The organism is Bacteroides caecigallinarum (genome assembly GCF_016901995.1).
GTDB lineage: Bacteria > Bacteroidota > Bacteroidia > Bacteroidales > Bacteroidaceae > Phocaeicola > Phocaeicola cellulolyticus.
The window spans coordinates 1-398 of sequence record NZ_JACJLE010000165.1; the positions used below are offsets into that span (position 1 = coordinate 1).

1 pseudogene is annotated in these 398 nt (G+C 46.0%); it reads right to left on the reverse strand.

Going from position 1 to position 398, the window contains the following annotated elements:
• Positions 1 to 129 precede the first annotated feature (129 nt).
• Positions 130 to 398, reverse strand: a pseudogene (locus H6A61_RS15465) (Rpn family recombination-promoting nuclease/putative transposase); the annotation flags it as partial.

Sequence of the window (398 nt, forward strand, 5' to 3'; positions counted from 1 at the left end):
CTTTACTGTACGAGCCATATATATATAGCGCCTTAACGGGTAGTTTTTCTGCCACCAGTTTTTTGTATCTTTTTGCAATTCCGATAGCCTGCTCTTTATCCATGGTTGCAGTTCTTTAATAATCCTCAATCACAGTGCAGCTATTTCTTCCTCACTGAGACCGGTATTCTTTGATATTATATCAACAGGAATACCGGATTTTTTAAAGTTCCGGGCTATCTCAAGACGCTCCTCAGCACGACCCTCTGCACGACCCTCTGCACGACCTTCAGCAAGTCCCATCTCATGTCCTCTGGCATGTCCTTCACGCAAGGCATCAGTCATAAGGGTCCTTTCCACTCTCACTGCATCCCAGAAGTCATCATAACCCTGTAGCTGCGCCTCATTGAAAGCCCCCT